Below are 22,668 nucleotides of genomic sequence, written 5' to 3' on the forward strand. Positions count from 1 at the left end.
TATAGTTTTATAGCATGGACAACTCGGGGTTGCCATGCCAAATATGTGACTACAACTTGTTTATTTTTTACGACGGCTGCTATAACCGCGCTTCGCCAATTCTAATTTTGCAATCATGCCTTTATGCACTTCATCAGGGCCATCAGCTAGACGCAGTGAACGTGCTTGCGCAAAGAAACCTGTGAGCGGTGTATCTCTAGAAACCCCAGCACCGCCGTGGATTTGAATCGCCATATCAACAACTTTTTCTAAGACACTCGGCGCGACCACTTTAATGGCAGAAATCTCGGTTAATGCAGCCATATTCCCAAGAGTATCCATTTTATATGCTGCATAAAGGGTCAGTAAACGTGCCTGATCAATCGCAACACGTGCTTCTGCTACGCGTTCTAAATTTCCACCGAGTTTTAAGATTTCTTTACCAAAAGCAGTACGGCTCATACCACGGTCAATCATCAGTTCTAGCGATTTTTCGGCAGCACCAATACAACGCATACAGTGATGAATACGGCCTGGGCCTAAACGACCTTGTGCAATTTCAAAACCTTGACCTGCACCGCCAATAAAGTTTGCAACAGGAACACGTACATTTGTGAAGCTAATTTCACCATGTCCATGTGGTGCATCATAATCACCAAAGACTGGAAGCATACGTTCGATTTTCACTCCAGCAGTTTCAACTGGTACTAAAACCATTGAATGCTGATGATGACGGTCTTTGCTTTCATCTGGTGTATGCGCCATAAAAATAATGATTTTAGCATTAGGATCACCTAAACCTGAAGACCACCATTTACGGCCATTCAACACAATTTCGTCGCCTTCAACGACAGCTGTAGCTTCCATATTGGTTGCATCACTTGAAGCAACAGCAGGTTCTGTCATACAAAATACTGAACGGATTTTGCCGTCCAGTAATGGTGTTAACCATTGCTGCTTTTGTTCTTCTGTACCATAGCGCCAAATCACTTCCATATTGCCGCTGTCAGGTGCATTGCAATTGAATACTGTAGGTGCAAGTAAGCTACGGCCTGAAAGTTCTGCGATGTGTGCATATTCTTGTACAGATAAGCCTTGCCCAAGTTCAGGACAAGGTAAAAACATATTCCATAAGCCTGCAGCTTTGGCTTTATCTTTTAAAACCTCTAACTGTGCTGGCCATTGCCATTTGGTCCAATCACCACCTTGGTTCAGCTCATGAACTTCTGCCCAAAACTCAGTTTCTACAGGCTCAATTTCATCTTTAATAAATTTTTTTGTTCTTTCAATATAATCTTGTGCACGTGCTGAAAGTTCAAACATGACAACATCCTTTAAATATTCTGTTCTTTACGCTTTACAACACCATAACCTGAAATCTAATATGAACAAAATGATTTAATTCAATAGATGAACATGAATAGTATTCATAAAAACACAGTCATCGATATGGGTGTTTTCCACCGTATGGATATCAATTTATATCCACTATATATCGCAATTTATGAACAAAAAAGCATTTCAAAAGCAGCACAAATTTTGTGTATTACTCAGTCTGCAGCGAGTCATGCACTTCAACGTTTAAGACAACATTTACAAGATGACTTATTTGTACGTGCTGGGGCAAAAATGCTCCCGACTCCATTTGCCGAGCAGATCTATCCAGTAATTAAAAATGCGCTTATTGCGATTCAAAGTATTTCTATCCAAAAACAACAATTTACTCCTTCAATGGTACAGAGCTTAAAAATTGCCGTACATGATGAAATTGAACCGATTATTTTTCCTAAGTTAGTTGAACACTTTCAACAGCAACAGTTTCAGATCCAATTTTCCAGTATTAAATTAGACCGCAAAACCATTGTGGCTGACCTTGCTGCACAGCAAATCGATTTTGCGATTGATCTTGAGCAAAACTTTGGTGAAAAAATAAATTTTCAAACTTTAGTTGAAGACCAATTCGTGGTTTGTAGTCAACATTCCAAGATGGATGAATCTATTTATCTTTCTGCTCCTCACATTGGGGTTTCTTCCCGACGTGCAGGTGTATTAGTTGAAGATATTTATTTAAATCGTAAAAAACACTCTAGAGAGATTTTTTTACGCTGTCAGCATTACTCTACTGCGCTACAAATTTTGGCACAGCAACCCAAGGCAATATTAACGATTCCGCAAAATATTTTGACGCATTTACAGGTTGCTCCCGAACTGAATATTTTTGATGTACCTGTAGACTTGCCGAAAATTAAACTAGGGATGTATTGGCATAATGATTTGGAATTAAATTCGCGGCATGTTTTTTTGCGAAGCCAAATTTCTAAAATTTTTGCTTAGGCTATTTTATGATGATATATCAGCTTGCTTAGGCTATTCACATGGATTTAGATTTAATTCTGCGTGATGAAACTTGCTGTATATTTATAGATCAAATGCTGATTATTTAATGTATTTTTAACTGACCGCCGGTTTATTCGACAGCCATAAATCATGAGTTCTTATAAAATCTAAACTCCTGTTTTTATGCGATATGACTTCGTTCATATCATTATGTATGCTTTCAAATCTCTCCACAAATTGGCTCATGGCTTTAGGTGCAGTATTGTGCCTGATCACAGTCTATGTTTTCTATAAAGTCACCATTTTCTTAAAGGATTTTTTTCAACCCTTTAAGAAAGGAAAATCTTACCTCTGCCGTGTATCCGATATTAGTGATGGCGATACCCTCACCTGCTATCGGATGAATCTGAGACGTTCTAAAACCAAACTTCGCTTTGCTTATGTGGATGCGCCAGAATCGACACAAGCCTACGGTAAAGAGTCAGCCCGCCTGATCAAATCCATGGTTTATAAGAAATTTGTCCGTGTAAAAATCACTGATGTAGACCGTTATGGCCGCTGCGTTGGGGTTATTTATCGCTATCGTAAATGCATGAATGAAGAAATGGTAAAACGTGGTGCTGCGTGGGTGTACGAAGAATACATCCGTGACCAAAAGCATTTGCACTATATGATGAATTTACAAAGTAAAGCACGTAAACAAAAGAAAGGTTTGTGGAAAGCCAGTCGTCCAATGCGCCCTAAAGAGTATCGTAAATTACATAAATAACAGACCACATTACAGCATGGCTAAGGAATATTTAATGACTTAGCCATGTCTAATATTTGACCTTTTTTTACTTCGCTATACAATATTGCTGCCCTTTTGGGCATAGAAAATAAATTAGATAATTAAAATTGGAATAATAATGACTGAACTTACTTCAAGCGAATTGAATCCGTTTCAACAAGATCAAAATATTCAGCCTCAAATTCAAAAAGCCGATCATCCACTGTCTCCTGAAGGACGTTTTGGCCGCCTGTCCTATTTAGCGTGGTTATTTATCATTAGTATGATTTATACCTGCCTATTAGGCATCAGCGTCGCACTGGGACTTTTTGCATTTTTCAATTCAGCAGAACGTAGTATTGAAGCACTTTTTAATTCGTTTTTAGGACTCAGTGCGATCGCACTGATTGTCGTTTCTATCGTTGCAATGTTTGTCGCAATGATCTGCATTACGATTCGTCGTTTACATGATCTAAATAAAAGCGGTTGGCTCTGTTTAATTTTTCTCATCCCACTGGTCGGTACCATCTTTAGCATTTATGTGATGGCTGCAAAAGGCACTGAAGGTGAAAATAAATATGGTATTAAACGTCCAACTGAACAAACAGAGAAAGTCATTGGGTCACTGTATCTGATCCTGATGATTGTTTATTTATTGGTTATGATTCCATTGATGTTCAATATGCAAAGTATGATGAGCAATTTAGAACAAGCGCAATTACAAGAACAAGCAATGATGTCTGAAGGTGAACCTGAATTAACGGATGAACAACTTGCGGCTTATTTAGAGCAAGCTGAATCAGAAGGTGAAGAACTTGCTTATGCAGATGGTGAAAGTGTAGAAATTTCAGAAAATGCAGACAGCTCAGCGGAAGATGCAGCAATTGCAGCTGCAGAAGCTTCTGTAGAATAAACACGTATTGTTTAAGGTATCAATTCAACGATATGCATTGAACGATAAGCTTTAAATGAAATGTTTTGCAAGAAAACCTGTGTGCGCACAGGTTTTTTTATACCTGTTTTTTATGCTTTGAGTTGTTCACTTGAATTCAAAATAAATTAGGCGTAAAGTTGCGACAATTTAGTTACCCTAGTTAACTATCATGAATTCCACATTAGGTTTCCGCTCTTCTCTTCTGCGCTGTGCGCGTCTGATGAGTGATGAAATCAACACGATTTTATTGCCCTATCAATTGAACTATTCACTTTGGCAAGTCATGTTTGTCATCCGTGAAAAAACTGCTTGTACATCTATTGAAATGGCGGAATATTTAAATGTATCCAAGCCATCCATCACTAAGCGTGTCAAAATTCTTGCTCAGATGGATATTTTGGCACATGTGCAAACTGACGATAAACGTCAAAAGAAAATGATGCTCAGCGAGACTGGACGTGAGTTATTTCAGCAATGTGCAAAAGACATAGATGCCTTTGAGCAGCGCCTGATCGCGCCATTAGCTAGCCAAGATATCCAACACTCCATTCAAATTTTACACCGTGTCATGCAAGAACTTGAACACAGAAATGTAGGTGATGATCATGCAAGATAAAGCACCACTTTGGACTCGAAATTTTATTTTAGTCAGCGCCATTAACTTCCAATTGGTTTTAACCTTTTATCTCTTGGTTGTGGTGATCGTGGGCTATGCGGTGGCTGAATTGGGTGCGACTACAGCCCAAGCAGGTTTAGTTTCAGGCTTGTTCATTGTCGGCACATTGGTCGGGCGTTTATTGGTGGGTAAGTTCCTAGAACGTTTTGGTCGTAAAACAACACTGATCGTTGGTTTAATTGGCTTTTTAGTCTTTTCTGGTTTTTACTTCATTCAGTTTGGCGTCGGCATGTTGCTTTTCATACGCTTTATGCATGGCTTTATGATGGGTATGGCATCAACAGTGCTGGGTACCTTAATTGCTCAAATCTTACCGGCTACACGTCGCGGTGAAGGCATTGGCTACTACAGCATGAGTAGTACTTTAGGTACAGCTATTGGGCCATTTCTTGCCATTTGGATGATGTTACACATTGGTTATCACGCGATTTTTATCGTTTCTACGATTATCGCATTGAGCTGCCTATTGGTTGCCTTGCTGATTCAAGTGCCCGATTTACCCAAAATCAATAAATCCCTCGATACTGTTGAAGCTGTCAAAAAACCGAGTTGGATTGCTCAATTTGTAGAACCTAAAGCATTACCGATATCGTTCATCATGCTTTTCGCTTCAATCTGCTATTCAGGCGTATTGTCTTTCATTAACTTCTACGCCAAAGAAATCGATTTGGTTGAAACAGCCTCGTTTTTCTTTTTGATGTATGCCATTGCGATTTTAATTTCTCGCCCATTTACAGGCCCGTTGATGGACCGTAAAGGTGAAAATGTAGTGATCTACCCTGCTTTTGTGATTATGGGCGTGGCATTGGTATTGCTCAGCATCACTCAGAGTTCATGGATGCTTTTACTTTGTGCAGGCCTACTTGGACTCGGTTATGGCAATATTCAGTCGGTCTGCCAAACAGTTGCCGTGAAAAGTGCACCGCTTGAACGTATGGGCTTTGCCACTTCGACTTTCTTTATCTTTTTAGATGCCGGCTTAGGCTTTGGGCCATACTTTATCGGTAAATTGCTCGACCATATTGGTTACTCACAATTGTATTTGTATAGCGCATTTGCTGCCTTTGCATGTATTGGTACCTACTACATTTTACATGGTCGTTATGCCGTTCGAACCGCTTAAACTGTATTTAAACATCAAATCGTCGGCTGAAACGTCGACGATATTCTAAGGGGCTCAGCCCCGTTTTTTTTTGAAATAACCGTCGAAATGAGCTTGGGTCACTATAGCCGACCTCTCGCATAATCAGATCTAATGCGTGTCCCGTTTCTTCTAAACGCTTTCGTGCAGCTTCTATCCGTATTGATTGTAAGTATTGATTGGGAGGAATATCCAAAGCCGTTTTAAAATGTCGAATCAATGTCCTCGTTGTCACATTAAACTGCGCCGCAAGTTCATCTAAGACTATATTTTCATGATAATGCTGTTCCAACCAATCTTGAACTTTTTGCACTAAACCATCCTGATGCGGTTTAGATATTTTCAATAATGAATAGGACAACTGACTATCACGACGATAATCCAATACAAATGATTTTGCCGTGTGGATTGCCGTTTCAAAACCATAAAAACGTTCGATTAGGTGCAGTCCCAAATCAAACCATGCTAAGCCCCCGCCTGCACAGTAAATATTTTGGTCATGGCTAATGAGCTGATCTGCATTCAGTCTTACCAAAGGATAGCGTTCACGAAACATTTGCTGAAAGCCCCAATGCGTCGTTGCCTGCTTACCATCTAAAAGCCCTGCTTCTGCCAGAAAAAAATTACCCGTACAATTTCCTGCGATCAGTCCGCTTTGTAATTGACGAGTTTTTAATAACTCGATTAGTGCTGAATTTTGCGCTAAAACATCTAAAATCGCCGCGCCTATCGTTGGAACAATGATGATATCTGCATCTGTTATTTCAGAAAATGCTAAATCTGCATAAAGCTTGATGCCATTAATACATTGCACAGCTTGACCATGTTGTGAGGCAATTTTAACCTGAAATAGCCTCTGCACATTCTGTTTTTGGATCCGGTTCCAACTGACACCCGCCATTGCAAAGAGATCAACAACCCCAGTAATCGCGGAAGCCAAAGCACCATCAAATGCTAAAATTATGATTTTCTTCATTTAAAGTTCAAATTATCAAAATGTCATTTTTAACTTATTAAGTGTCATTATTGACAATTCTATATCTAAAAATCAACTGCTAGGCTTAAGCCATAAAATTCAACCCGATTAGAGATTGAGCAATGGCGCAGTTAATCAATGACAAAGATTTAAATTTTTTGCTATTTGACGTGTTTAAAGCGCAAGACTTAACGCATTACCCACGTTTTGCTGAGCATGATACTGAAACCTTCAAAAGCATCCTAGAAACTGCACAAGGTATTGCTCAAGACTTTTTTGCACCACATAACGCAACAGCCGATCAAAACGAACCTACGTTTGATGGTCAACAGGTTAAAACCATTGCAGAAGTCAAAACGGCATGGAAGCAATTTGCAGATGCCGGCTTGCTTTGTGCGCAGCATGATTATGATGCAGGCGGTATGCAACTTCCGACTTTGATCAACATGGCTGCAAATGCTTATTTCATGTCAGCAAATCCTTCATCAGTGGCTTATTCATTTCTAACCGCTGCGGCTGCAAATGTGATTCTAGCTTTCGGTACGACTGAACAAAAAGATAGGTTTGTACCGCATATGTTCAGTGGTCGCTTTGCAGGAACGATGGCCATGACTGAACCTGATGTGGGTTCATCTTTAGGTGATTTGACCACAAAAGCTATACCGCAAGCCGATGGTACCTACCTCATCAAAGGCCAAAAGATGTTTATTTCAGGGGGTGACCAAGACATCACTGAAAATATCGTGCATTTGGTCCTTGCTCGCATCCAAGACGCACCTCAGGGCGTAAAAGGTATATCTCTGTTTATTGTTCCGAAGTTTAAAACCCTGAGCGATGGTTCACTTGCAGGCGCCAATGACGTTCAACTGGCTGGCTTATTACATAAAATGGGCTACAGAGGTACAACATCGACAGTACTGAGCTTTGGTGAAAAAGACCAATGTACAGGCTATCTGATTGGTGAAGCAGGTGCTGGTCTTAAATATATGTTTAAGATGATGAATGAAGCACGAGTCGGTGTCGGCTTAGGTGCAGCCATGATTGGATACCGTGGCTATTTAGAGTCACTCGAATATGCCAAAAACCGTCCACAAGGTCGCTTAGTATCAGATAAAAATCCTGCCTCAAAACCTGTCAATATTATTCAACATACAGATGTTAAACGGATGCTTTTGGCACAAAAATCCTATGTGGAAGGCGCACTCGCATTATGCCTATTTGCTGCACGATTAATTGATGAACATCAAGCCGCTAACAATGAAGACAGCGCGTTGTTATTAGATTTGATTATCCCTGTCGTCAAATCATTCCCTTCCGCCTATGGACCCAAAGCCAATGATTTAGCCATCCAAGTTTTAGGTGGCGCTGGCTATACCCGTGAATATCCGCTTGAACAATGTTATCGCGACAACCGCTTAAATCCGATCCATGAAGGTACATTTGGTATTCAATCTTTGGATTTGTTGGGTCGTAAGCTTTGGCAGCACAACAGCAAAGGTTTGATGCTGTTATTACAACGTATGCAAAATACGATTGATCAAGCTCAACATCCAAAAACGCAAGCGCTTGCAGCAATTTTTTCAGCGCATTTAAACACGGTGAAGAAAATCACACAAAGTTTGGGACAAGTCCTCGCCCAAGGTCGTGTCGATCAGGCACTGGGAAATTCTGCGTTGTATCTAGACATGATGGGCAAAGTCATCATTTCATGGCTATGGCTTGAAATGGCCAATCAAGCCTTTGTGAAATTTGAACATTCAGATTTAGCTGAAGATCAACAATTCTTAGCAGGTAAATTACAAGCCGCGCAATATTTTATCCGCTGGGAATTACCTGAAATAGAGCACCAAGCCAAGTTATTGCTAGAACTTGATGATACTTGCCTCAACATGCAAGAAAGTTGGTTCTAGCCACCCGTTTAGCTCAGTCCTCAATGGGCTAATCTGGACAAGGTTTTCACGGATGAAAATCTTGTCCAACCCTATCTATTTCAATAAAACTGCAATAAAAAAAAGAACTTAGATTTCGTTCCTTATTTATCAAAATTGAGTGCTATACATCGCAATTATTGGAAGACTTTAAAACGAGCGGCATCATCCATATAGCCTTTTTCTTTCGCTTCACCTTCCACTGAACCAAAAACCAATTGAGCACGAAGTTTCCAATGCGCAGGAATGTCCCATTCAGCATGCACTTGTTCATCCACAATTGGGTTGTAATGCTGTAATGATGCGCCTAAACCTTCGGTATGCAATGCGGTCCAAGTCGCAAATTGGGCAATGGCAGTTGAATGTTCGGCCCAAATTGGAAAGTTTTCTGCATAAGACGGAAACTGTGCTTGTAGACCACTGACCACATCTAAATCTTCAAAGAACAAAACTGTACCCAAACCTGCTGCAAAACTTGCCATTTTCGCCGTCGTCTTCGCAGCACTTTCTTCATCTTTTGCATAAGATTTTAATTTGTCAGCGACTAAGCCCCAAAATTTTTCGCTTTCACCATTAAATAAAATAACAGCACGAGAAGATTGTGAGTTAAATGAAGACGGGCTTTGTTTAATCGCTGTTTGGATCAAATCAGTTAAATATTCTGTGCTTTGGCTTACATTGTCCCCAATAGCATAAATAGTGCGACGTTTGCGAATCAGGTCAATAAACTGATTTGACATATAAAATGGTCCTTTAAAATAAAATGTGCAGATGAGTCAGAAACATTTGGAATGATAAGTATCGCGACTTTCCAAATGTTTTGAATGCTTTACTTGCTTGATGAGTCACTATGAAACAGTCATTTGCCGAAGTAAATCTGAAGTTCTGCTGTACATATAAAAAATCCTCCTAAGCGGAGGATTTTTCGACTAAAACTTTGTACAGTTTAGAATTTTGCTTCTAATACATTCGCTGACACTTGGTTTTTCCAAAGCTCACGTAAAGTCGGTAGATAGAATTTTTCACCTAACTCAACCAACTCTGCATCAATTAAACCATGAACTTCGTGCATGAATAGATAATCCAGTTCAACAGTTTGTAATTTTGACTGTGCTTTTTTATATTCTTTGCGCTTTTGCTGTGCTTTTTTTACCAAGTTATCTGCATAAGCACGGTCTTTATATTGGGCAATAGCATTCAAACGTAGTTCGATTACGCCCCAACCACTGAGTAGCAATTTAAATTTTTCAAAATCTGTCGTTGTCGATTCCCAGCTCATTTCTTCTAGATTTTCATTTTCAGGCAAAACTGGTAGCAAAAGCTCCATAACACTTGGGAAAATCTTTTTAAAATTCAAAACAAATTTAACAGGATGCTCGCCCGGATAGTCTTTAAATTGAACGTTCTTTTGGACATCTGTCAAATAGATGGTGAGCATTGGGGGAAATCCTTAAATAAAACACTGTCTTGCAAATATTTATTCAAACAAATGTCAAATAGCAACGAAAACAGAAAAAGAAAGGCATTTTAACAAGTGTGCCAATGAATTCAAAGCCCAATCCTATGAATTACTCGCTTCATACCCCGGCCTTGCTGCATTTTGTTCGTTGCCCTATTTTTAATAAACCGTCCTGTTTATATACATACATTTCAAGATGACTATGATTCAAAAGAATATGTGTTAGCCAGTATTTAGCGATAAAAAAGAATTAAAAAGTTATCCAATAAAAAGAGAGGCTGAGTATGAGTCAGCCTCTCTTTTTATTTTCAAACACTCTAATTGAATGATCTCAAAACTATTTATTTGGTATTGGGTGAAACCATTTGCTCAGGACGAACCACTTCATCAAATTGCTCTGCCGTGACTAAACCGAGTTCTACCGCAACTTGTTTTAGAGTTTTGCCTTCTTTATATGCAGTTTTAGCAACTTTTGCAGCATTTTCATAACCAATTACTGGGTTGAGCGCCGTAACTAACATTAATGAATCATGTAAGAAATGGTCGATTTTTTCACGGTTTGGCTCAATGCCTACTGCACAGTGGTCATTAAAGCTATTACATGCATCGCCGAGGAGTTGAATAGATTGCAATAAGTTAAAGGCAATAACAGGCATAAACACGTTTAATTCAAAGTTACCCGATGCACCCGCAACATTAATGGTTGTGTCATTTCCAAGTACTTGAGCGACCACCATCGTCATGGCTTCACTTTGAGTTGGATTGACCTTCCCTGGCATGATGCTTGAGCCTGGCTCATTTTCTGGAATGCGTAGCTCACCAAAACCACAGCGTGGACCACTGGCTAACCAGCGCACATCATTGGCGATTTTATTTAAACTTGCAGCAAGTGTTTTTAACGCACCCGAAGCAAATACAGCAGCATCACGTCCTGCAAGTGCTTCAAATTTATTGGGCGCTGTCACAAATGGCAGACCCGTTTGCTTCGCAAGTTCTGCTGCTGCTTTTACAGCATATTCAGGATGTGCATTTAGACCTGTACCTACAGCCGTACCACCAAGTGGTAATTCATATAGCCCTTCTAAGGCTTGATTTAATCGCTTCAAACCATGATCGAGCTGTGAAACATAGCCACTAAACTCTTGGCCTAATGTTAAAGGCGTTGCATCCTGTAAATGTGTACGGCCAATTTTAACAATATCTTTAAATTCGTTAGATTTCGCTTCTAAAGTATTACGAAGTTTTGTTACTGCAGGAATTAAAAGCTCATTGATTTGTAGGCTTGCAGCCACATGAATTGCGGTTGGGAATGAATCGTTGGTCGATTGAGCACGATTGACATGATCATTGGGATGGACAGGTTTTTGTGAGCCCAACGGATTACCCAGTTTTTGATTGGCAATATTGGCAATTACCTCATTACAGTTCATGTTACTTTGCGTACCTGAACCAGTTTGCCAAACTACCAGTGGAAATTGTGCATCCCATTGACCTGAGATCACTTCTTCGGCTGCATTGACGATATAACCAGAAAGTTCTTTAGGGATTTGACCCAATGCTGCGTTGGTGATCGCTGCTGATTTTTTAACGAGACCCATTGCACGAATCATTGGACGCGGTAAACGTTCACCACCAATTTTAAAGTTTTGCAAACTACGCTGTGTTTGTGCACCCCACATCGCATCGCTAGTTACTTCAACATCGCCCATTGTGTCATGTTCAATACGTGTTTGCATAAATGACCTCATATCCTTATCTATAAACTTGAACGTCTGTGCAGAATCAAATTCTGCTGATAAATACAGTTTAGGTAACTTGCTTAAGTTTGTAAATAATAACCATTATCAATTACAAGTGTTTTATATGATAACCTTTATCGTGATTTTATAAGGAAAATCATACTCAATGATGATTTTTTTCCAATACAAGACGAGTTAATTACCTCTTAATGTTTGTTGATAGAAACGCCATTCATCTTCTAGCATTTTCTTTAAATCTTGTTCAGGCTGCCAATCAAAAGTACTTTTCGCTTTCTGTGTACTTGCCCCAAGCTGGTCATATTCATGGCTTGGATAAAAAGTAGATTCGACAGTCTTAATCTCGGCCTTAGTTACTTCTGAAAGCGTATCTAATAGTTGCTGTATCGAAACCAACTCACCTGAAATATTAAAAGCCTCACAGGCGAATTGCTGCTGCGACAACCATTGCAAACATTGCCACACCGCCTTACAACAGTCGAGTACATGCAAGAAACTCCGTTCCACAGTACCATCTCCAGTTTTAGCTTGTTTGCGAAGTTCGATAAAATCTCGTTGTAAAGCCCCGACTTGCATCGCAAGCGGCACGATATTTTTTGGCAATGGCGCAACAAACTCACCTAAAACTGCATGTTCGAAAGCACCTGCGACGTTTCCTAAACGCAAAATCGCAATTTTCCACTCATTATCGGTACGTGCCGTATCCCGTATAATTTCTTCCACCATTTGTTGAGATTTCACATAGGGATTTGGATAGGTAAAATTGATTTCTGTGTCTTCTGTTAATTCTGCCGAAGACTGACCATATACCGCCAAACTTGATAAATGGATCAGTGTTCGTACACCTGTTCGCTGCATGGCACGCAGCAAACTCATGATACAGCTGACATTATCATTATAGTATTCAAGTGGTTTAAGGACGGATTCTTCCAATGACTTAAAGCCTGCCGTATGAATGACAGCATCGACGGTATATTGTTCAAATACTTTATTGAGTGCGGGAGTATTTCGAATATCGAGTTTGACAAAAGGTACATACATGCCTGAAATAAATTCTAGTCGTTCAAGTGTTTGTAAATTTGCATTGGATAAATTATCCACAATAATGACTTCTTGACCTTGAGCCATTAAACTCAAGGCTATATGTGAGCCTATAAAGCCTAAACCACCAGTCACTAAAATCATTGTTTAGATACTCCTTATAGTTATCAAGCTTTTACAACTCTTTGGCATCATCTTGGTGTCGTCACCAACTTTTCTACAGATCAAAATTATTAAACCTCGCCTCAGCATTTTCCATGAGCCGAACAATCTGCAAGAGCATTCTAGTTTTATCTTACTGCTTTGGAATTTTGACTGTGTTGCAGTTATGAATATTAACTGTATTTGATTTACGACAAATGACCTCGCTAGCGATCCATTTAGAAGACATCACAAGTTTTCGTGGCATTTGAGTTGAAGGCTTTTTGAAGAAGATATTTAATAATAGTTACATTGCGAAGCATGTTAGACAGCAACAAAATATTAGAGATGATCTTATCGAATGAGCAAATAGCATTGAGCAGTCTGACTATTTTTTGAGGTATAGGATCTGGATGTGAACGCCAGATGAATCATCATAAATATTCATCTGGCAAGATGTTGGCAATGTAACTATAGCAGCAGCAAACTTTTGAAATCGCAAATATTTGGCGAACTTAATTTAGCGGATATAGCCTTTTTTAATCATGGCTGAGAATAGGAACTCGTAAACTTTTAAGATCATGCTCACCAAATGAAAACCATAGCTTCGCCATAAAGACAGTCCGACAAAATTAAGCAAAACAGCGATGATCAACGCGCCCGCCATATCCATTGGATAATGCACACCTAAATAGACTCTCGACCATGCAACAAGAAAAGCGAATGCTAGAAATACATAGCCGACGGTTTTTTGCTTTGAAAATATATAAGAAAATGCAATCGTGCTAAAAAACAGCATGTGATCACTCGGGAATGATCCATTCGGTGAATGTTCTATAATCGTGCGTCCAACGTCCAAGACAAAGGGTCTAGGATAGTAAAAAAAACTTGAAATCACTTGGCTGATAAGAAATGCGACGATTGTAAAAACAGTGGCTTTAACGATTTGTTTTTTGATATCAAAATTGCCTTTAAACCAAGCCAAAAACATCAAAAGAATCACGATATAAAATAGATCATTGGCTATAAATATGGCGAAAGAAATGGTGAAATCTAAAGCATTGTCCGAAGCATTGATTGAATTAAATAAACTTAAGTTAAATTTCTCTATATTCATGAGATGGTTTAAAAAATGAAAAGATCATAGCACTCTGCAAAATCAAAAATTGCGTTTTATTCATATAAAGATTTTTCAGTATGTAACCGCACAGTTTATTTATGAAAAGTGTTAGCTTGAGGCTGAATCCAAAATAAACCCAAAGTTATATTTGAAGAAAAATTGGCAATGACTTCGCTGCCTAAATAAGCAAAACTTTGCAAATATTCAGATCATTGAGTAAATCATTGTATACTAGCTTTTTCTTCTGAACTCAGAACAAACTGTCGATCTAGACCGTTTATTCATTTAGTGAATTTCGATGAGTACTCTATTACTAATTACCTCCTCACCTACTTCGATATTGGCTTGGCATGCTTTTGGTCTTGCCCAAGCGCTGAAGCAAAAAGGCGAAAACTTTCGGGTTTTTTTCTATCAAGATGGTGTAAATGTCGCAAATGCCCTGCAATGGGTGCCAGATGATCAACGCAAACTCAGTAGTGAATGGCAAAAACTCGGCATTCGTTTACCTGTTTGCGTAAGTGCAGCGCTCGCACGTGGGATCACAGATCAGGAAAATGCACAGCGTCACAATATTCAGCAACATAATCTAGCTGAGCAATTTGAACTTGTGGGCCTAGGCGAACTCGCCGATGCCGTACAAGCTGCTGACCGTTTATTGCAATTCTAAATATTTTGATTGCCGCGCATTTGTAGCATTGAAAAGGAAAATTACGTGAAATCTGTACTGGTTGTTTTAACTCATGCAAATCTTGCAAGCTTACAAGTACATGAAAGTCTTTCTGCAACCATGGTGCTTGCAACCTTCGGCTGTGACGTTAAAGTGTTGCTCAAAGATGCTGCGCTGAGCTTACTTCAGGCAGAACAAGAGTTTAATCAGCTCAAGCATGCATTTAAACTCGCATCCAACATGGTTGATAGCTTTGAGTTTTATGATCTCACCCCGATTTATATTGAACAAAAAAATTCACAGCATCCTTTTGTGATCAACAGTGAACAAGAACTCGAATTTGTTCAATTCAATACCGAATTGATTCAACAATTCGATCATGTGTTGTATTGGTAAAAAGAGGAATGATGATGTCAAATTCTACGCTGTATTTAGTCCAAGCCAGCTATGCCAATACCCTACAGCACATCCAGCAGTTAGCCAGTTTAATCAACCCTGAAGATGCAATCATCCTGATGGGTGAAGCAGTCTTACATATTGCAGATGAACAAATTCAGCAATTTGGCACATGTTATGTACTTGAAAATGATGCTGAAATTTTAGGTAAAAGTATGAATTATAGTCATATGAAAGTGATCGACTATGCCGCTTTTGCTGATCTATGCCTTAGATTTAAACGATGTATTTCACTCAAATAATTTGAGTAAAAGCGATCCATTTCTACAATCTTCTCTTTTGGAATGAATATGAATCTTGAATTAGACCAAGATGGCCATTTGGTGGATTACACTATTTGGAATGAAGCTGTTGCCCAAGAACTGGCTAAAAGTTTAGAACTTGAGTTAAGCCCTTGGCATTTTGAAGTTTTACAAGCTGTACGACAGTTTTATCAACAGTTTGGTCACTCACCGGCAACTCGCCCACTCATTAAATTTTTAATGAAAACCGTGAGCGCTGATATTAATAATGCAGTGTTACAAGACAAATTTAACACCGGTTTGGTCGCTCGACATTTAAGTCGTTTAGCGGGAATACCTAAACCTGCAAATTGTTTGTAATTTTAAAGTAATCTAAATACTGCTTAGGCTATTTTGGCTATATGGATGCAAATCAGCATCTTGAAGAAAGCCATAAAACAGCTTAGGCAGGTTTTAATTGATTGAGAACGATGTAATAGGCTTGGGTAAAAACTGGTTTGACCTGTTTGGCTTGGATCGGTTCTGCACAACATGAACACACTAAAACGGGTTTAAACTTTTCACCACATGTCTGATGGACATATTCAACAGGTGATCCCAAGCCCTGATCCATATATTGATCGGCCCAATGCGTCATGGCTAGAAGAATTGGATACAAGTCTAAGCCTTTTTGAGTCAGTCGATATTCAAAACGTTCCTGACGCTCTAAATAAGCAACTTTGGTCAAAATACCTTCTTCGACCAAACGCTTTAGGCGGTCAGATAACACATGTCGAGTCACACCCAAATTTTGTTGAAAATCATCAAAACGTCGGATGCCCATAAATGCATTACGGATAATCAACATGGTCCAACGGTCCCCTAGCACAGAAAGCGCACGAGCGATTGAACACGGTTGTTGACCAATATCATCCCATTTCATTTTATGAACCATCAAAAATAACGACCAACACCCAATTTAATTCATGCCTGTTGATTTTGCAAAATCCTTTTCAATAATCTTTGATGTACAAATCATAAATCCACCATCGTTTCAACGCATTCATTTTATCTGCTTGATCTGTAAATGAACTAAAAATGTATTTTGTCTTTATTGTCCTCAATGATTTCTAGCCATGCACGCGTTGCGGGACTCATGGCAACAGTGGTATTCCAGGCCATACTGAGTTTCCAGTCTAGGTTTGGATTTTCTAATTCAGCCATATGGTATTTTGCCGCATCAAGTTGTTCACAATAAATTTTAGGCAGGAGTGCAATCCCGACATTTGAATCTACCATTTTGGCGATGAAGTCCCACTGGCTACTTTTACACACTACATTGGGCTCAAATCCGACGTAATTTGCCGCCTGTATAATGATGTCATTGAGTGTGAAGGTATCGTCATACAATAAAAAGGATTCTTCTTTTAATTCAATCAACGAAACGGTTTTTCGCTTACGCCACTGTGAGTTTTTTTTAGATAATAAACATAAAGGTGACTCCATCACTGGAATACCACTTAACACCGGTTTCAAGTGACCCAAAATAATTCCCACATCGACCTGTTTTTTTAAAATGGCATTTTCAATACCCGTCGCCCCTACCTCAAAAAAGCTCAGTTCAATATTGGGGTATTTTTTATGAAACAGCGCGATTAACTGACTGAACAACACCGATGCCAATGGCGGTAAACCTAGAGTCAATTTACCTTGTTTTAAGGCGCGAACTTGGGTGACAGTATCAAGCATCCGTTGTTGTTCATTCAAAATCACTAAAGCATGCTGATAAATCTGCTCTCCCATATAGGTGAGCTGTGCTTCCCTTTTTCGACCTGCTTCTCCTTTATGAAATAAAGGCACGCCGATCTCGTCTTCTAAGTGACGAATTAATTTACTAATGGTCGGCTGAGTGACAAAAAGCGCTTCTGCTGCATGACTAAAACTCTGTTTTTGTACGATGGTCACAAAGACTTTTAGGCTTTTAATGTCCATTATTATTCCATTTAAGCATAATTAATAATTAATTATTCATAATTATACAGAGTATGCACTTTTAAAATAGCGTCATCTCCTATTCTACTGTTGTCTCATGGATACGCTTCCACAATCTTCTTCCAAAATTACCCAGTTTCTCAAGACTTTAGCGCAGCTAAGTTTATTGATATTGATCTGGTGGATCGGCTCTTGCATTCAATCTTGGTTTAACTTGCCGATCTCTGCTGGCGTGATTGGTTTATTGCTGCTATTAGCCGCATTATTGAGTGGTTTATTTAAAATGCAGTGGGTCAAACAAGGCTCAGATTTTATTTTGGCTGAACTGGTTCTATTCTTTATCCCCTGTGTAGTTGGATTAATTAAATATCAAGATTTATTACTCAGCTCTGGCTGGCAGTTAATTTTAGCCGTGGTACTGGGTACCGTCTGTGTCATGGTGTTTACAGCATTTACGGTTTATTGGGGCTTTAAACTCGAGGCAAAACTTAAATCGAAACACCAAACTGCGACAGATCATGATGTCAACACAGCAGGTAAAACCTTATGAACGATTTTGGGTTGAACAGCATCTCTGTATTGTTTTTCGTCCTGACCCTTGTCGGTTATATTTTGGCGAAAAAGCTACATCGTAAGTTACCGTATATGGTTCTTTCCCCTGCACTATTCGTCCCGTTTGTGCTGATTATACTCATGCTTTGCTTTCATATTTCATATGACACCTATATGCAAGAAAGCCAATGGATTGTATGGATGCTCGGCCCGGCAACTGTGGCCTTTGCTATTCCCATCTATGAATATCGGCAAATTATCCGTCAGCATGCGCTGAGTATTAGTTTGGGCATCGTGATTGGCATGTTAGCAGGAATTATCAGTGCTTTTTATTTGGCACAGTTGTTTCAGTTTGACCAAGAAACGTCTTATAGCTTAATGGCACGTTCCATTTCTACCCCCTTTGCCATGGAACTTACCTCGAATATTGGGGGTTCAGTCGAATTGGTGATTCTATTTACCATGATTACTGGGATTGCCGGCGTGGCTTTGGCTGACCTAGTTTTGGCTGGGCTTAAATTGCATTCACGCTTTGCGCAAGGTGCGGCTCTTGGCAATGCTGCACATGGATTTGGTACAAGTAAGGCGTTATCACGTCATAAAGAAGAAGGTGTTGCAGCCTGCTTGAGCATGGTACTAGCTGGGGTCTTTATGGTATTGCTTGGGCCATCACTTATTCATTTGGTCATTTATCTATTAGGATAAAATAAAAAGCCCAGTGCATTAGCTGGGCTTTTTTTAAATTGTGAGTTAAGTCATTTCACTGTAAAAACTAAGCAATTATATAATGTAGTGCAATGACAAACGCTAAAAGACTCGTCACTTCTGTGATTTCAATTGCTGCACCAATTGTATCTCCCGTCACACCACCTATACGCTGAATAAATTTCCATCGCAAATACAGTAAAGTACAAATAAACGCGAATATACTCACCACTCCAGTCCAGCTAAAATACAAACATGCACTTAGGCAGAGTATAAAGACCAGGTATGCCGACTTGCGTGGAATAGTTGCTGCTATCGATGAGCCCAAGCCTTTTTCACGAACATACTGAGTTGTTAAAAACAAAAATAAAGGGGCTAAACGACCTAATACTGGAAATACAATTAATGCCAAATACATTTGCTGTTGTAGCAAAACATAAAGCGCCGACCATTTGAGTAAGCAAATCACGACGAGGCTCAACACACCAATCGGCCCACATGCAGGGTCTTTCATGATGTTAAGTGTACGCTCGGCATCACCAAACCCACCGACCCACGCATCTGCCGTATCAGCTAAACCATCTAGATGTAATCCACCTGTGAGCCAAATCCAAACTACCAGCAAAATACTGCTGAGTAAGATAATCGGCAGACTATGCAATGTAAAAGCAAGCAAGGCAAGAATGCCACCGATCAACAATCCCACCGCTGGATAAAACAGTAAAGATTGTCCATTTTGCTGTTTCGATGGCATCGCTTTAAGTTGAATCGGGAAAGTCGTGAGAAACTGTAGAGCAATCCAAAAAGGTGTCATTCACTTTGCTCCAAAAGACGAATATTTGCACGATTTTGCACAATGAATGAATTTAATTGTCCCAATTCAGCCGTCATTTTTAATAAATCATCTAAGTGACTTTGCTGTGCCATACATTTTAATAATTTAATCACACCACCATGGGAAACCAATAAAACGCGTTGCCAATGATGCTGTTGAGCCTGCAAGACTAGCTCATCTAGACCGCTTAAGATCCTTTGTTGAAATTGCTGAAGACTTTCTGCATTCGGTAGCGTAAATGTGCTGGGACTTTGCCAAAACTGTGCGAGTAACTCTGGAGTGTTTTCATAGATATGCTTGGTTGATACCGCTTCCCAGTCGCCAAAATGCATTTCTTGAAACTTCGCATTTTCAAACATTGGACGTTTAAGTTGTTGAGACAAATCTAAAGCAAATAAACGGCAGCGCTGTAAGTCAGAAGTAATGATGACATCCCAGCTCGCTAAACCGTGTGTATGAATGACGTTCAATACATCATCTATGGTCTGCTGCATCTGCTGCCAACCTTTTTGCGTCAAAGCATCATCTGTAGAGCCACGTAAGGTATGGCTCAGTTCAGTCTCACCATGACGCAATATATCTAAACGGAAATGTTCCATTTAAACTTTTTCACCAATCACAGCAGCTTGTGCAAAAGTTGCCATGTTGTTATGTAAACGACATGCCAAACGAATTAAACCCAATGCCGCACCGGCACCGCTGCCTTCACCTAAACGTAAATTCAACTTTAAAAGTGGTTCAGCTTCAAGGGCTTGAAGTAAACGTTGGTGCCCATATTCAGCCGATTGATGACCAAAAAGCATCCATTCACGTACAGCAGGATTTAAACGAACAGCGACCAAGGCAGAAACCGTACTAATAAATCCATCCACGACCATTGCCAAACCCAATTGCGCACAGCGAATGTATGCTCCAACCATTGCGGCAATTTCCAAACCACCTACAGCACATAGAGCTTTAAAGACATCTTGGCCGACATAGTCCTGATGTAAAGCTAAAGCTTGATCAATCACTTGTTTCTTATGTGCCAATTGTTCAGCACGAATACCTGTACCAACACCTGTCAGTTTTTCGGCCGGCTCATTAAATAAAAAACATGCAACAGCAGAGGCCGAGCAGGTATTACCAATGCCCATTTCCCCTGCGACATAAATAGACGCACCTGCAGCGATAGCATCTTCAACACTTTTACGGCCAAGATTCATCGCTTCAATACATTGTGATTCGCTCATCGCAACAGTTTTAGCAAAATTTGCTGTACCCGCTGCAATACAGTAGCGCTCTACCCCTGCATATTCATAAACTTCACCTACCGAACCACAGTCAATCACTTGTAGTTTGGCTTGATACTCACGTGCAATGACACTAATACATGCACCACCGGTCGTGAAGTTTTGTAGCATTTGGCGTGTGACAGCTTGAGGATAGGCCGAAATATTTTCTTCCATCACACCATGATCACCTGCAAAGATGCTAATCCATGGGAAGTCGATATTGGGCTGATCCGTGTTTTGTAATGATGCAAGTTGTACCGCAACATTTTCAAGTTCTGAAAGTGAGCCCGTAGGTTTGGTTAGCTGTAACTGGTGATTTGCCGCCTGTTGCTTAGCTTCGATACTCGGATTTTGACAGGGTTCTTGCCACCAGTTCATGCTTTATCTCCTTTTAAGATCATTGGAAAACCTGCAACACAAAACACCACATGGTCAGCAATTTGACCCAGTTGTTGATGTAAGCGCCCAGATTCATCGACGAATTTTCGACTGATTTGTCCCATGGGAACAACGCCCAGCCCAGTTTCGTTACTGACTAAAATAATGTCTGACTTTAATTTTGGCAGCACCGTAAGTAATTTTTGGCATTGATGCTGTTGAAAGTCTGCTTGTTCATGCAGCAATACATTACTCATCCACAGCGTTAAACAATCGATAAGAATGGTTTGATGCGCTTGGTCTATTTCAACTAAGCGGTCGGCTAAATATAGAGGCTCTTCAATCAGCCCCCAATGTTCAGGTCGGTCTGCTTGATGATGCTGAATTCGCTCCTGCATTTCATCATCATAGGCTTGTGCTGTAGCCACATAGATGACGGCTTGAGTACTTTCTTTGGCTTTTTGTTCTGCAAGTCGGCTCTTACCTGAACGCGCCCCACCCAAAATGAAATGAATCATGACTGTGCCATCTCTATATTTTGTCTGAACTGATGTTGATAATAAGGACTTAATGCCCCTTGTAGTACTTGAGCATGATAATGACCAAAAGTCAGTTGCTCGCTTTCAAAATCAAAGCAGTGCTGTTCAACTTGTTGGATTCTTTCAAAAATATCATCGCTATTCCACGCCTGTTTATACAAGCCCAATGTAATATGCGGACAATATTCGATCGGTGCAATTTCATTCGAACTAAAATTCAAAGCTTGACGTAGATGGTCTAACTTACGTTCTAAATCCACAATTTCAATAAACAGCGCGCTTTGAAAGCTATTGATCTGACCTGTACGTAACCGAATATTGGTTAGCGATAACCGCCGAAGTTGTTGTTGGTGCAGTGCCAATTCATCTGCTGAGAAATTATCATTCCATCGTTGTTCAGAATGATCGATTAATTGGGTTTTCTTTAACTCTTCAATAAAGCCACAAATAAACACGGTAATATGAAATTGGCGCGTATTTGGCGTGTATAAAAGATCTGAAAACTGCGCTCGAAGTGCTGAGAGATACGCCAATAATTCAGGATCCTGTATTTCTATATACCACAAAGCATAGTGCTGACGACCTTGATGCCAATCGGGATAATCCTGATTGAGCGTCGGTACGACTTGCATTGAGGGTTTTAAAAACACAGATAAATCACTTTAAATTTAATCTGCTTTATTAAAGCATGAATCAAAACAGACTTTGCCCAATTTTGATTTAGTAATATTCATTTAAAGCTGAAATTCATTCATCTAAAGCATCTTTGTAAGAAAAAAATGCCGAGTCAT

Annotated in this window: 26 protein-coding genes; 12 read left to right on the plus strand and 14 right to left on the minus strand. The window is 39.7% G+C overall.

The features are described 5' to 3' along the window. Positions 1-60: 60 nt before the first annotated feature. Complete coding sequence (locus FTU17_RS03615; RefSeq protein WP_180003722.1) at positions 61-1,302, minus strand: acyl-CoA dehydrogenase family protein; 1,242 nt, start codon at positions 1,300-1,302, stop codon at positions 61-63. Positions 1,303-1,395: 93 nt separating this feature from the next. Here FTU17_RS03615 and FTU17_RS03620 point away from each other — a divergent pair, with 93 nt between their 5' ends. From FTU17_RS03620 to FTU17_RS03640, 5 genes are all read left to right on the plus strand, one after another. Further along, positions 1,396-2,313 carry a LysR family transcriptional regulator gene (locus FTU17_RS03620; RefSeq protein ID WP_180134708.1) on the plus strand — a complete coding sequence of 306 codons (918 nt, stop codon included), beginning with the start codon at positions 1,396-1,398 and terminating at the stop codon, positions 2,311-2,313. Between the two features lie 217 nt (positions 2,314-2,530). Next, positions 2,531-3,085 (plus strand): thermonuclease family protein, encoded by a 555-nt coding sequence (locus tag FTU17_RS03625; protein ID WP_180021742.1) that lies wholly within the window; start codon positions 2,531-2,533, stop codon positions 3,083-3,085. A 139-nt stretch (positions 3,086-3,224) separates the two neighbouring features. Further along, positions 3,225-3,998: a DUF805 domain-containing protein gene (locus FTU17_RS03630; RefSeq protein WP_180021740.1), complete on the plus strand. Its 774-nt coding sequence runs from the start codon at positions 3,225-3,227 to the stop codon at positions 3,996-3,998. Between the two features lie 190 nt (positions 3,999-4,188). Next, entirely contained in the window at positions 4,189-4,635 is a 447-nt protein-coding gene (locus FTU17_RS03635) for a MarR family winged helix-turn-helix transcriptional regulator (protein ID WP_180059603.1), read from the plus strand. Continuing rightward, the gene (locus FTU17_RS03640; RefSeq protein WP_180059604.1) at positions 4,619-5,818 is read left to right on the plus strand and encodes an MFS transporter; all 1,200 of its coding nucleotides are present in this window, start codon (positions 4,619-4,621) and stop codon (positions 5,816-5,818) included. The genes FTU17_RS03635 and FTU17_RS03640 overlap by 17 nt, the downstream gene beginning before the upstream one ends. Before the next feature lie 7 nt (positions 5,819-5,825). Here the strand turns inward: FTU17_RS03640 and FTU17_RS03645 are convergent, their stop codons facing one another. Then, positions 5,826-6,812, minus strand: coding sequence for a GlxA family transcriptional regulator (locus FTU17_RS03645; RefSeq protein ID WP_180134709.1), 987 nt, complete (start codon positions 6,810-6,812; stop codon positions 5,826-5,828). Positions 6,813-6,934: 122 nt separating this feature from the next. Here FTU17_RS03645 and FTU17_RS03650 point away from each other — a divergent pair, with 122 nt between their 5' ends. After that, a complete protein-coding gene (locus FTU17_RS03650; RefSeq protein ID WP_180134710.1) occupies positions 6,935-8,722 on the plus strand; it encodes an acyl-CoA dehydrogenase in 1,788 nt (595 codons plus the stop codon). 155 nt (positions 8,723-8,877) lie between these two features. Here the strand turns inward: FTU17_RS03650 and FTU17_RS03655 are convergent, their stop codons facing one another. From FTU17_RS03655 to FTU17_RS03675, 5 genes are all read right to left on the minus strand, one after another. Beyond that, entirely contained in the window at positions 8,878-9,480 is a 603-nt protein-coding gene (locus FTU17_RS03655) for a nitroreductase family protein (protein ID WP_180134711.1), read from the minus strand. Positions 9,481-9,686: 206 nt separating this feature from the next. Then, the gene (locus tag FTU17_RS03660; protein ID WP_078193829.1) at positions 9,687-10,178 is read right to left on the minus strand and encodes a hypothetical protein; all 492 of its coding nucleotides are present in this window, start codon (positions 10,176-10,178) and stop codon (positions 9,687-9,689) included. A 362-nt stretch (positions 10,179-10,540) separates the two neighbouring features. Further along, on the minus strand, positions 10,541-11,935 hold the full coding sequence (gene fumC, locus FTU17_RS03665) for a class II fumarate hydratase (RefSeq protein WP_180134712.1): 1,395 nt from the start codon (positions 11,933-11,935) through the stop codon (positions 10,541-10,543). Positions 11,936-12,133: 198 nt separating this feature from the next. Further along, complete coding sequence (locus FTU17_RS03670; RefSeq protein ID WP_180003741.1) at positions 12,134-13,141, minus strand: SDR family NAD(P)-dependent oxidoreductase; 1,008 nt, start codon at positions 13,139-13,141, stop codon at positions 12,134-12,136. Between the two features lie 517 nt (positions 13,142-13,658). Beyond that, positions 13,659-14,255, minus strand: a complete 597-nt coding sequence (locus FTU17_RS03675) for a phosphatase PAP2 family protein (protein ID WP_180054847.1) — start codon at positions 14,253-14,255, stop codon at positions 13,659-13,661. Between the two features lie 301 nt (positions 14,256-14,556). Here FTU17_RS03675 and tusD point away from each other — a divergent pair, with 301 nt between their 5' ends. Genes tusD through FTU17_RS03695 form a run of 4 tightly spaced genes read left to right on the plus strand, consistent with a single transcriptional unit; the run spans position 14,557 to position 15,983 of the window. Further along, a complete protein-coding gene (gene tusD / locus FTU17_RS03680; RefSeq protein WP_180134713.1) occupies positions 14,557-14,925 on the plus strand; it encodes a sulfurtransferase complex subunit TusD in 369 nt (122 codons plus the stop codon). Between the two features lie 45 nt (positions 14,926-14,970). Further along, on the plus strand, positions 14,971-15,321 hold the full coding sequence (locus FTU17_RS03685) for a hypothetical protein (RefSeq protein ID WP_180022111.1): 351 nt from the start codon (positions 14,971-14,973) through the stop codon (positions 15,319-15,321). A gap of 14 nt (positions 15,322-15,335) precedes the next feature. Then, positions 15,336-15,623, plus strand: coding sequence for a DsrH/TusB family sulfur metabolism protein (locus FTU17_RS03690; RefSeq protein WP_078190986.1), 288 nt, complete (start codon positions 15,336-15,338; stop codon positions 15,621-15,623). Between the two features lie 48 nt (positions 15,624-15,671). Then, on the plus strand, positions 15,672-15,983 hold the full coding sequence (locus FTU17_RS03695) for a TusE/DsrC/DsvC family sulfur relay protein (RefSeq protein ID WP_111884335.1): 312 nt from the start codon (positions 15,672-15,674) through the stop codon (positions 15,981-15,983). 82 nt (positions 15,984-16,065) lie between these two features. On the opposite strand, the gene FTU17_RS03700 is transcribed toward FTU17_RS03695, so the two are convergent. Both FTU17_RS03700 and FTU17_RS03705 read right to left on the minus strand, forming a co-directional pair. Then, positions 16,066-16,545, minus strand: coding sequence for a helix-turn-helix domain-containing protein (locus tag FTU17_RS03700; RefSeq protein WP_180134714.1), 480 nt, complete (start codon positions 16,543-16,545; stop codon positions 16,066-16,068). Positions 16,546-16,694: 149 nt separating this feature from the next. Beyond that, positions 16,695-17,594: a LysR family transcriptional regulator gene (locus FTU17_RS03705; RefSeq protein WP_180134715.1), complete on the minus strand. Its 900-nt coding sequence runs from the start codon at positions 17,592-17,594 to the stop codon at positions 16,695-16,697. Positions 17,595-17,691: 97 nt separating this feature from the next. Between FTU17_RS03705 and FTU17_RS03710 the strand changes: the two genes are divergently transcribed. Together FTU17_RS03710 and FTU17_RS03715 are read left to right on the plus strand one after the other, a co-directional pair. Then, complete coding sequence (locus FTU17_RS03710) at positions 17,692-18,144, plus strand: CidA/LrgA family protein (RefSeq protein ID WP_180134716.1); 453 nt, start codon at positions 17,692-17,694, stop codon at positions 18,142-18,144. Beyond that, entirely contained in the window at positions 18,141-18,851 is a 711-nt protein-coding gene (locus FTU17_RS03715; RefSeq protein WP_171262654.1) for an LrgB family protein, read from the plus strand. Before FTU17_RS03710 ends, FTU17_RS03715 begins: the two co-directional genes overlap by 4 nt. A 67-nt stretch (positions 18,852-18,918) precedes the next feature. Here FTU17_RS03715 and FTU17_RS03720 read toward each other — a convergent pair whose 3' ends face one another. The 5 genes from FTU17_RS03720 to FTU17_RS03740 are packed head-to-tail and all read right to left on the minus strand — an operon-like array spanning position 18,919 to position 22,527. Further along, a complete protein-coding gene (locus FTU17_RS03720; RefSeq protein WP_180134717.1) occupies positions 18,919-19,665 on the minus strand; it encodes an adenosylcobinamide-GDP ribazoletransferase in 747 nt (248 codons plus the stop codon). Continuing rightward, the gene (locus FTU17_RS03725; RefSeq protein WP_180134718.1) at positions 19,662-20,285 is read right to left on the minus strand and encodes a histidine phosphatase family protein; all 624 of its coding nucleotides are present in this window, start codon (positions 20,283-20,285) and stop codon (positions 19,662-19,664) included. Before FTU17_RS03725 ends, FTU17_RS03720 begins: the two co-directional genes overlap by 4 nt. Beyond that, positions 20,286-21,338: a nicotinate-nucleotide--dimethylbenzimidazole phosphoribosyltransferase gene (gene cobT, locus FTU17_RS03730; RefSeq protein ID WP_180134719.1), complete on the minus strand. Its 1,053-nt coding sequence runs from the start codon at positions 21,336-21,338 to the stop codon at positions 20,286-20,288. Further along, on the minus strand, positions 21,335-21,856 hold the full coding sequence (gene cobU, locus FTU17_RS03735) for a bifunctional adenosylcobinamide kinase/adenosylcobinamide-phosphate guanylyltransferase (protein WP_180134720.1): 522 nt from the start codon (positions 21,854-21,856) through the stop codon (positions 21,335-21,337). Before cobU ends, cobT begins: the two co-directional genes overlap by 4 nt. Continuing rightward, positions 21,853-22,527 (minus strand): 2'-5' RNA ligase family protein, encoded by a 675-nt coding sequence (locus FTU17_RS03740; protein ID WP_373684052.1) that lies wholly within the window; start codon positions 22,525-22,527, stop codon positions 21,853-21,855. The genes cobU and FTU17_RS03740 overlap by 4 nt, the downstream gene beginning before the upstream one ends. Positions 22,528-22,668 lie beyond the last annotated feature (141 nt).

Source organism: Acinetobacter sp. YH12070 (genome assembly GCF_013419625.1).
GTDB classification, from domain to species: Bacteria; Pseudomonadota; Gammaproteobacteria; order Pseudomonadales; family Moraxellaceae; genus Acinetobacter; species Acinetobacter amyesii.

Bases quoted from the DNA above. Each gene is read 5' to 3' on its own strand.
- FTU17_RS03615 (WP_180003722.1), bottom strand. From the start codon at position 1,302: ATGTTTGAACTTTCAGCACGTGCACAAGATTATATTGAAAGAACAAAA.
- FTU17_RS03620 (WP_180134708.1), top strand. From the start codon at position 1,396: ATGAATAGTATTCATAAAAACACAGTCATCGATATGGGTGTTTTCCAC.
- FTU17_RS03625 (WP_180021742.1), top strand. From the start codon at position 2,531: ATGCTTTCAAATCTCTCCACAAATTGGCTCATGGCTTTAGGTGCAGTA.
- FTU17_RS03630 (WP_180021740.1), top strand. From the start codon at position 3,225: ATGACTGAACTTACTTCAAGCGAATTGAATCCGTTTCAACAAGATCAA.
- FTU17_RS03635 (WP_180059603.1), top strand. From the start codon at position 4,189: ATGAATTCCACATTAGGTTTCCGCTCTTCTCTTCTGCGCTGTGCGCGT.
- FTU17_RS03640 (WP_180059604.1), top strand. From the start codon at position 4,619: ATGATCATGCAAGATAAAGCACCACTTTGGACTCGAAATTTTATTTTA.
- FTU17_RS03645 (WP_180134709.1), bottom strand. From the start codon at position 6,812: ATGAAGAAAATCATAATTTTAGCATTTGATGGTGCTTTGGCTTCCGCG.
- FTU17_RS03650 (WP_180134710.1), top strand. From the start codon at position 6,935: ATGGCGCAGTTAATCAATGACAAAGATTTAAATTTTTTGCTATTTGAC.
- FTU17_RS03655 (WP_180134711.1), bottom strand. From the start codon at position 9,480: ATGTCAAATCAGTTTATTGACCTGATTCGCAAACGTCGCACTATTTAT.
- FTU17_RS03660 (WP_078193829.1), bottom strand. From the start codon at position 10,178: ATGCTCACCATCTATTTGACAGATGTCCAAAAGAACGTTCAATTTAAA.
- fumC (WP_180134712.1), bottom strand. From the start codon at position 11,935: ATGCAAACACGTATTGAACATGACACAATGGGCGATGTTGAAGTAACT.
- FTU17_RS03670 (WP_180003741.1), bottom strand. From the start codon at position 13,141: ATGATTTTAGTGACTGGTGGTTTAGGCTTTATAGGCTCACATATAGCC.
- FTU17_RS03675 (WP_180054847.1), bottom strand. From the start codon at position 14,255: ATGAATATAGAGAAATTTAACTTAAGTTTATTTAATTCAATCAATGCT.
- tusD (WP_180134713.1), top strand. From the start codon at position 14,557: ATGAGTACTCTATTACTAATTACCTCCTCACCTACTTCGATATTGGCT.
- FTU17_RS03690 (WP_078190986.1), top strand. From the start codon at position 15,336: ATGTCAAATTCTACGCTGTATTTAGTCCAAGCCAGCTATGCCAATACC.
- FTU17_RS03695 (WP_111884335.1), top strand. From the start codon at position 15,672: ATGAATCTTGAATTAGACCAAGATGGCCATTTGGTGGATTACACTATT.
- FTU17_RS03700 (WP_180134714.1), bottom strand. From the start codon at position 16,545: ATGAAATGGGATGATATTGGTCAACAACCGTGTTCAATCGCTCGTGCG.
- FTU17_RS03705 (WP_180134715.1), bottom strand. From the start codon at position 17,594: ATGGACATTAAAAGCCTAAAAGTCTTTGTGACCATCGTACAAAAACAG.
- FTU17_RS03710 (WP_180134716.1), top strand. From the start codon at position 17,692: ATGGATACGCTTCCACAATCTTCTTCCAAAATTACCCAGTTTCTCAAG.
- FTU17_RS03715 (WP_171262654.1), top strand. From the start codon at position 18,141: ATGAACGATTTTGGGTTGAACAGCATCTCTGTATTGTTTTTCGTCCTG.
- FTU17_RS03720 (WP_180134717.1), bottom strand. From the start codon at position 19,665: ATGACACCTTTTTGGATTGCTCTACAGTTTCTCACGACTTTCCCGATT.
- FTU17_RS03725 (WP_180134718.1), bottom strand. From the start codon at position 20,285: ATGGAACATTTCCGTTTAGATATATTGCGTCATGGTGAGACTGAACTG.
- cobT (WP_180134719.1), bottom strand. From the start codon at position 21,338: ATGAACTGGTGGCAAGAACCCTGTCAAAATCCGAGTATCGAAGCTAAG.
- cobU (WP_180134720.1), bottom strand. From the start codon at position 21,856: ATGATTCATTTCATTTTGGGTGGGGCGCGTTCAGGTAAGAGCCGACTT.